The organism is Mycolicibacter sinensis (genome assembly GCF_001673565.1).
In the GTDB taxonomy this organism is placed as follows: domain Bacteria; phylum Actinomycetota; class Actinomycetes; order Mycobacteriales; family Mycobacteriaceae; genus Mycobacterium; species Mycobacterium sinense_C.
On sequence record NZ_LZMF01000029.1, the window covers coordinates 1 to 9,224 of the forward strand.

3 protein-coding genes are annotated in these 9,224 nt (G+C 70.4%); all 3 read left to right on the forward strand.

Going from position 1 to position 9,224, the window contains the following annotated elements; genetic code table 11:
- The coding region (locus A5648_RS04825; RefSeq protein ID WP_131810522.1) for a KR domain-containing protein at nt 1-2,901 on the forward strand (2,901 nt) is incomplete at its 5' end.
- A 19-nt stretch (nt 2,902-2,920) separates the two neighbouring features.
- Nucleotides 2,921-7,666, forward strand: a complete 4,746-nt coding sequence (locus A5648_RS04830; protein ID WP_065023448.1) for a type I polyketide synthase — start codon at nt 2,921-2,923, stop codon at nt 7,664-7,666.
- 5 nt (nt 7,667-7,671) lie between these two features.
- A partial coding sequence (locus tag A5648_RS04835) for a type I polyketide synthase (RefSeq protein WP_131810523.1) occupies nt 7,672-9,224 on the forward strand: 1,553 nt, incomplete at its 3' end.

The window sequence follows — 9,224 nt, forward strand, 5'->3', positions numbered from 1 at the left end:
GCCAACAACGTGCGCCAACCCGCCCGGGTCAGCCAGGCCATCGGTGCCGCGGCGGAGAAGTACGGCACCTTCATCGAAATCAGCCCGCACCCGATCCTGACGCACACCATCGACGAGAACCTGGAGACGGTTTCGCACCGCAGCGTTGCCACGTTGGTGCGCGATGGCGATGACACCGTCTGTTTCCACGAGCATCTCAACAGTGCGCACCCGGTGAGTCCTCGGGAGCTGCCGCACCCCGCTGAGCCGCACCCGGTATTGCCCGCCACACCGTGGCGGCACACCCACCATTGGCTGGAGATCGAAAACTCCGTTGCCGCAGCCGAATCCGCGCCGCGGCCGGGCTTACTACTGGGTACGCACATCACGATCGGCAGCACTCCGGCTGTGCACCTGTGGCAGGCGCGGCTGGCGCCGGAGTCCAAGCCGTACCCGGGCAGCCACCGCAACAACGGGGTGGAGTTGGTGCCCGCATCGGTGCTGCTGCAAACGCTTTCCGAGGCCGCGGCCGAGGTGAGCGGGCGGTCGGCGCTCAGCGACATCCGCTTCGAGCATCCCGTCGTCGTCGACCGGCCGCGGACCATCCAGGTCGTCGCCGACGGCGAATCGGTCGTCATCCTGTCGAAGTCGGTGACCGACGACGACTCGGCGGCGCGCTGGGTCAAACACGTCAGCGCCCGCATCGCGCCAAGCGCCGAATCCGCGTCGGACACCACCGCTGCGATGCGCACAAACGGCCACGCCGGAACAACATTCGACGACGACGCGGTGACCTCGCTGTGGCTGACCTGGGGTAGTGAGGGGCGCCCGTTCGACTGGTCAGTTCAGTCCGGTCGCGCTACCCCGGTGCAGTTGCGGGCCGACATCGAGTCTGCAGCGTCGGGTACGGTGCCGCTGCTCGACGCCGCGCTGCACATCGCGCGGCTGGTGGACGGCACCAACCCCGAGCTGATGGTGCCCGCTGCCGTCGACAGCGTCCGGTTCTCCGCACCGCCCGCCGACGGCCGGGCCGGCGTCACCGTGCAGCGTCGCGACGGCGAGGACGGTGAACTCATCGTCGACATCGCGGTGACGACGCCCGACGGTGCGCGCTGCGTCGACATCCGCGCGCTTCGCTACACCGCACTGGACACCGCGGCCCCCGTCGGTGACCCGAGCTCGATCGCGCACGCGATCGACTGGCAGCCCTGGGACGCCGCGCCGCAAACACCGGACCGGCCCGGCACGCTGGCGGTGGTCGGCGGCGGCGCCACCGCCGAGGCCCTGCGGGGTCGACTCACCGTGGCCGGTCACCGCGCCGCCGGGGTCACCGAGGCCCAGACCGTCGTCTACGTCGCCGACTCTCGGCCGGACGAGAGCGACCTGGACTGCGCGTCGCGACTGGTCGGTGAGGTCTCCGCGCTGGTGGCGCAGCTGGCCGAACGCGACGACCATCCGCCGGCGCTGTGGATCGTCACGCACGGCGTCCATGAGGCCGCTTCCGATGCCGCGGTGCGGCAAAGCTGCCTGTGGGGTCTGGCCGGGGTGATCCGGGCCGAGCAACCGCAGCTGTGCGGTGGCTTGGTGGACGTACCCGCACACCCAGCCGCCATCGCCGAATGCGTCGCGACGCTGTCGGGAGTGCTGCGCACGCCGGCCAAATCCATCCTGGTGCTGCGTGACGGCCAGTTCCTCGCACCGGCGTTCACCCCGATCTCCGGTCCGCCGCAACGCGAGCCGATGGTGTGCCAACCCGACGGGGCCTACCTGGTCACCGGCGGCATGGGAGCGCTCGGCCTGCTGATGGCCGGATGGCTGGCCGACCGGGGCGCCCGCCGCGTGGTGCTGGCCGGCCGCAGCGCGCTGCCGCCCCGGCGCGACTGGGACAGCGACGGCCTCGATGACGACATCCGGCACAAGATCGCCGGTATCCGGGCGCTGGAGCGTCGCGGAGTCACCGTCGACGTGGCCGCCCTGGACATCGGCTCCCGAGACGGTGTGGTCGACCTGCTGGCCCGCCGCGACGCGGCGGGAGCACCGCCGATCCGCGGCATCATCCACGCCGCCGGCGTCACCGAGGGCCAGCTGCTGACCGAGGTCGACGACGACCGGCTCCGGGCCACCATGTCGCCGAAGGTCGCCGGCGCCCAGGTGCTGCACGAACTCTTCCCGCCGGCCAGCCTCGACTTCTTCTTCATGACCGCCGCGGCGGGTGCGGTGTTCGGGGTGCCCGGCCAAGGCGCCTACGCGAGCGCTAACGCCTATCTGGACGGGCTGGCCCGTGCCCGCAACAAGCGGGGCTGCCACAGCGTCAGCCTGGACTGGGTGGCCTGGAAGGGCCTCGGCTTCGGCGCCGAGGCGCACGTCGTGCTGCACGAGCTGGAGCGGATGGGTTCCCGGCCGATCTCGCCGGCCGAGGCCTTCGCCGCCTGGGACCACGTGGAGCACTACGACGTCGCCCAGGCCGTGATGGTGCCGCTGCCCAGGGAGGGAAAGCCCGGGGAATCCGCTGCCGAGGGTTCGGCACCTGCCCGCGACTGGGCGCAGCTGCCGGCCGATGAGATACTCAGCGAGCTCGAAATCGGGTTGCGCAGCATCCTGGCCCGCGAGCTTCGCATGTCGGAGGCTGAACTACAGCTGGACCGGCCGTTCGCCGAACTCGGCCTCAACTCGGTGATGGCGATGGCGGTCCGGCGCGACATCGAGCAGCTCGTCGGCCTGGAGCTGTCGGCGACGATGCTGTGGAACCACCCGACGACTGCAGCGCTGGCGGCGCATCTGACCGGCAAACTGCTGCCGCAGGAAGACTCCGGCGACGACTCGGCGGGCGGGGGCGGCGAGCTGACCGAGTCGGCCGACAGTGTGTTGAATGAGCTGTTCGACAGCGTGGAATCGGCTCCGGCCGGATGGGATGGGATCTAGTGGGAATTGAGTTCCCCGCATGACCGCAGCATTTGACGAAGAATCGCTGCGCCACTGGCTGGCCGACTATCTGGTCACCAACATCGGCTGCAGCCCCGACGAAATCGACTTCAACGCGTCGCTGAACGACCTGGGCGTCGGGTCGCGCGACGCCGTGGTGCTCTGCGGTGAGCTGTCCGAACTGCTCGGTCGCAAAGTGTCGCCGGTGGAGCTCTGGCAACATCCGTCGGTGACGGAGCTGGCGAAGTTCCTCATCGAACCGGACGCGTGCGACGAGGAGTCGGCGCCGGAACCCGGCCGGTTGGGCACCGACGAGCCCATCGCGGTGATCGGTCTGGGTTGCCGGTTCCCCGGCGACATCAACTCGCCGGAAGCGCTGTGGCAGTTCCTGATCGACGGCGGCAATGCGGTAACGGAGGTGCCCGACGGCCGCTGGGCGCCGTTCGACGACGGGTCGCCCGAGGTCTCGGGGACCATCGCCCGCACCACCCGATGGGGCTCGTTCCTGAGCGACATCGCCGCCTTCGACGCGGAGTTCTTCGAGATCTCCAGCCGCGAAGCCGTCAAGATGGACCCGCAACAGCGACTGTTGCTGGAAGTGGCGTGGGAAGCGTTGGAGCACGCCGGAATTCCGGCGACCTCCTTGCGGCGCTCGCAGACCGGGGTGTACGTCGGAGCCAGCATCACCGAGTACGGCTGCCATGCCTCCGCCGACGTGACGGGCGTGGACGCCTGGAGCAACGCCGGTGGCGCACTGAGCATCATCGCCAACCGGCTGTCGTATTTCCTGGATTTGCGCGGCCCCTCGGTGACGGTGGACACCGCGTGCTCGTCGTCGCTGGTCGCGCTGCACCTGGCGTGCCGGAGCCTGCGGACCGGGGAGTGCGAGACCGCCGTCGCCGGCGGCGTGAACCTGCTGATGTCCCCGGCGGTGTTCCGTGGCTTCGACCAGAGCGGTGCGCTGTCGACGACCGGCGCCTGCCACGCGTTCGACGCCGAGGCCGACGGTTTCGTCCGGGGCGAGGGTTGCGGCGTCGTGGTGCTCAAGCGGCTCTCCGATGCCCGGCGTGACGGCGACCGGGTGTGGGCGGTGGTCCGCGGATCGGCGATAAACTCCGACGGCCACTCCAACGGCCTGCTGGCTCCCAACCCGGCCGCCCAGATGGCGGTGCTGCGCTCGGCCTACGCCGACGCCGGAATCGCGCCGCAGGAAGTCGACTACGTCGAAACCCACGGCACCGGAACCCTGCTCGGGGACCCGATCGAGGCCCGGGCGCTGGGAACGGTGTTGGGGCGCGGGCGGCCCGCGGAGGCCCCGCTGCTGCTCGGTGCCGCCAAGTCGAACCTCGGCCACCTCGAGGCGGCCGCCGGCATGGTCGGGTTCATCAAATCGGTGCTGGCCGTGCAGCGCGGGCAGATTCCGCGCAACCTGCACTTCAACACCCCGAACCCGCACATCTCCTTCGACCAGATGCGGTTGAAAGTCGTTGCTGAACAACAGGACTGGCCGTCTACCGACCATCCGCGCCGGGCCGGGATCTCCTCGTTCGGCTTCGGAGGCACCAATGCGCACGTGGTGATCGAGCAGGCGCCGCCCGCCAAGATCACTGCCCGCGAAGCAGATCCGGCGGTCACCACTCTGGTGGTCTCCGGACGGAACCAGGAGCGGATCGCAGCGACCGCCGGCGACCTGGCCGCCTGGCTGGACGGGGCGGGCGCCGAGGTGGCCCTGCCCGACGTCGCGCACACCCTCAACCATCACCGCGCCCGGCAGCCCCAGTTCGCCACCGTGTGTGCCCGCGAGCGCGGCCAGGCCATCCGCGGCCTGCAGGCGCTGGCCGCCGGCACGTCGGCCGACGGTGTCGTCGGTCCGCACGACGGGCCGTGCGGCCCCGGCACGGTATTCGTGTATTCCGGGCAGGGCTCACACTGGACCGGCATGGGCCGGCAACTGCTCACCGACGAACCGGCATTCGCCCGGGCGCTGGCCGTGCTGGAACCGGCGTTCGTGGAACACGTCGGATTCTCGCTGTGGCAGGCGATCTCCGGCGGTGAACCGGTCAGCGGCGACGCGCAGGTGCAGCCCGTCCTGATGGGACTCCAGCTGGCCCTGACCGAGTTGTGGCGCTCCTACGGGGTGCACCCCGACGCCGTCATCGGTCACTCCATGGGTGAGGTGACCGCAGCAGTGGTGGCCGGCGCGCTGAGCCCGGCCGACGGATTCCGGGTGATCGCGGCCCGCTCCCGGCTGATGTCGCAGCAGGCCGGCCAGGGCGCGGTGGCGTTGCTGAACTTGGACGCCGACGCCGCCGAGTCGCTGCTGGCCGGCTACCCGGACGTCAGCGTGGCGGGCTACCTGTCGCCCAAACAGACCGTGGTGGCCGGACCGGTGGCGCCGGTTGATGCGGTGATCGCCGCGGTCAGCGCCGGAAACAAATTCGCCCGGCGGGTCAACATGGAAGTCGCCTCGCACACCGCGCTGATGGATCCGATCCTGCCCGACCTGCGGGCGGCGTTGGCGGATCTGACGCCCGAGGTCGCCACCATCCCGTTCTTCTCCACCGTGACCGAGAGCGCGATGCCGGCCGGCGGCATGCCACTGCTCGATGCCGACTACTGGGTGAACAATGTGCGGCAGCCCGCGCTGCTGACGCAGGCCATCACCGCCGCCGGCGCCGAGCACACCACCTTCGTCGAGATCAGCGCGCACCCGATCCTGACCCACGCGATCGCCGACACGTGCGACGCGCTGGGCGGTCACCACCACAGCGTGGGGACTCTGATGCGCAACGCCGACGACGCGGTCAGTTTCCACACCAACCTCAACCGCACGCATACCGCCCAGCCGCCGCAGGCCCCGCACCCGCCGGAGCCGCACCCGGTGCTGCCCACCACGCCGTGGCAGCACAGCCGGTACTGGATCGACACCGTCGCCATCCGCAACGGCGCCGGGTCGGTGACCACCGGGGCCGAGGTGCCCACCGGCCGGGCCGGTGCGGTGCCCACCGAGTGGTGGTGCGAGCTGACCTGGCCGGCCGCCGAGGTGGCGGCAGCCGAAGCCGCCGAGCAGTCCTGGCTGGTGATCGGCGACGACACGTTGGGCGCCGAGCTCACTGCGTTGCGCGGCGGCGCGGTGACGACGGTGGCCGCCGACGCCGACCCGGCGGCACTGACAGCGGCGCTGAGCGGAGCCACCCACGTGCTGTACGCGCCGGCGGCGGCCGCTGCCGACCTCGGTGCGGCACCGGCCTACCAGGTGTTCAACACCGCACGACGACTGGTCACCACGATGCTGGGCCAGCAGACACCGGCCACGTTGTTCCTGCTGACCCGCAACGCCCAGCCCGTCGGCGACGGCGACCGGGCCAACCCCGCGCACGCCGTGCTGTGGGGACTGGGCCGCAGCCTGGCTCTGGAACACCCCGAGATCTGGGGCCGGGTCATCGACGTCGATGAGTCCGTTCCGGCCGCGCTGGTCGCCGGCTACCTGCTCGCCGAAGCCGGCGCCGCCGACACCGAGGACCAGATCGTCTACCGCGCCGGTATCCGCCGCGTCCCGCGGTTGCGCAAGGGCCGTCCCAGCGGCGCCGCCACGCCGGTCGAATTCGCGGCCGACAGCTGCCATCTGGTGATCGGCGCCACCGGCAACATCGGCCCGCAGCTGGTTCGGCAGCTGGCGGCCAGCGGAGCCAAGACCATCGTCGCGGTGTCGCGGCGGCCGGGCACCCGTCTGGACGAACTGGCGGCCGAGTTACCCGGGACGACACTGGTGACGGTGGCCGCCGACGCTGCCGACGAGGCCGCGATGAGTGCGCTGTTCGACCGGTTCGGCGCCGACCTGCCGCCGTTGGCCGGTATCCACGTGGCCGCCTTCGCCGGTGGTCCGATCACCTTGCGGGACATGACCGATGACGACGTCACCGCCATGTTCCGGCCCAAGCTCGACGTGGTCGCCGTGTTGCACAAGCTGTCGCTGCGGCACCCGGTGCGCCACTTCGTGCTGTTCTCGTCGATCTCCGGAATCACCGGATCGCGCTGGCTGGCGCACTACACCGCGACCACCACCTTCCTGGACACCTTCGCCTACGCGCGCCGGGCGGCCGGGTTGCCGGCCACCGCGATCAACTGGGGATTGTGGAAGTCGTTGGACGACACCCAATCCGACGCCGAGCGTCAGGTGACCGCGGAGTCCGGGCTGCAGCCGATGGCCGACGAGGTCGCGATCGGGGCACTGCCCCTGGTGATCGGCGCGCAGAGCGCCGTGCGGCACACCGTCGTCGCGGCGGACTGGCCGCGGCTGGCCACCGCCTACCGCACCCGGGCGGCGTTGCACATCGTCGACGACCTCTTGGCCGTCGCCGCGCCCGCCGACGGATCGGCGCCGGTCACCACCGAGTTCCGCCGCACCCTGGGCGACGCGGAACCCGAACAGCGCCTGGAGTTGCTGCGCGAACACGTCATCACGCAGGTCGTCGCCGCCATGGGTCTGGCATCGCGCCACGCCCTGGACCCCACGGCCGGATTCTTCGCCTCCGGCATGGATTCGCTGATGAGCGTCACCCTGCAGCGCGCCCTGTCCGACAGCCTCGGCGAAACCCTGCCGGCCGCAGTCGTTTTCGACTACCCGACCATCGATGCGCTGACCGGGTACCTGGCCACGATCCTGCCCGAGCTGGTAGAGGCAGCCGAGCAGGACAGCGCCGACGACTATGACGACATGAGTGATGACGAGCTGCTCGCGCAGCTATCAGAGAGGTTGAATTGAGCGGGATGGTTACGGGGCCGACAGGCTCGGCCGGGGGGTCGGATCGTCGCTCGATTGTTGCTGAGGCGCTGCGCAAGATCGATGACCTGACGGCGCGATTGGCGGTGGCCGAGGCCGGTGACACCGAGCCGATCGCGGTGGTCGGGATGGGCTGCCGGTTTCCGGGCGGGGCGGATGGCCCGGCCGCGTTCTGGCAGCTGTTGTGTGATGAGGGCTCGGGCATCGTTCGGGTTCCGGCGGATCGCTGGGACGCCGATGCGTTTTTCGCGTCGGATCATTCGGCGCCGGGAACGATTTGTTCGCGCGAGGGCGGGTTCTTGTCGTCGTGGCAGCCTGCGGAGTTCGACGCGGAGTTTTTCGGTATCTCGCCGCGTGAGGCCGACGCGATGGATCCTCAGCAGCGGTTGCTGATGGAGGTGGCCTGGGAAGCGCTGGAGAACGCCGGGATCACCAAGGAGGCGATCCGCGGCACCCAGGCCGGTGTCTTCGTCGGCCTCACCACCAACGACTACGCCCTGCTGGCGGCCGAAAGGGTGGGCCCCCGCGACGTCGACCCCTACCTGGCGTTCGGCAACGGCCCGAACTTCGCCGCCGGCCGGTTGTCGTATTTCCTTGGCGTGCACGGCCCGGCGATCATGGTGGACACCGCGTGTTCGTCGTCGCTGGTGACGATTCATCTGGCGTGCGCGAGCCTGCGGCGCCGCGAGTCGGATCAGGCGCTGGCGGCCGGGGTGAACCTGATGCTGAGTCCGCAGAACAGTGTGGCGACGTCGCGGTGGGGGATGTTGGCGCCGGACGGGCAGTGCAAGACCTTCGACGCCGGCGCCGACGGCTACGTGCGCGGCGAGGGCGCCGGGGTGGTGGTGCTCAAGCGGCTTTCGGATGCTCAGCGTGATGGTGACCGGATTCTGGCGCTGGTGCGGGGTTCGGCGGCGAATCAGGATGGGCCGTCGAGTGGTCAGACGGTGCCGTCGGGTCCGGCGCAGCAGAAGGTGGTGCGCGCGGCGTTGGCCGCGGCGCGGTTGGAGCCGGGTGATATCGACTACGTCGAGGCGCACGGCACCGGCACCGCGCTGGGTGATCCGATCGAGTTGGATGCGCTGGCGGCGGTGTTCGGTGAGCGTGGTTCCTCGGCGCCGCTGGTGCTGGGCTCGGTGAAGACGAATCTGGGGCATCTCGAATCGGCTTCGGGTGTCGCGGGTTTCATCAAGACGGTGTTGTCGGTGCAGCAGGGTTTCATTCCGCGGCACCTGAACTTTTCGGAGTTGACGCCCAATGCCGGTGCGGGGGCGTCGAAGTTCCAGATCGCCGCGCAGGCGATGGCGTGGCCGGCGGTGTCGCGTCCGCGGCGGGCGGGGGTGTCTTCGTTTGGGGTGTCGGGCACCAATGCGCATGTGGTGATCGAGCAGGCCCCGGTCGTCGAGGCGGTTGAGCCGGCCGGGCCGGTTGCTGAGCCGGTGGTGCAGACGTTGGTGGTGTCGGGTAAGTCGCCGGCGCGGATCGCGGCCACCGCCGGTGTGCTGGCGCAGTGGTTGACCGGCGCCGGCGCCGACGTGCC

Coding starts and splice junctions, on each gene's coding strand:
- A5648_RS04830 (WP_065023448.1), top strand. CDS start 2,921: ATGACCGCAGCATTTGACGAAGAATCGCTGCGCCACTGGCTGGCCGAC.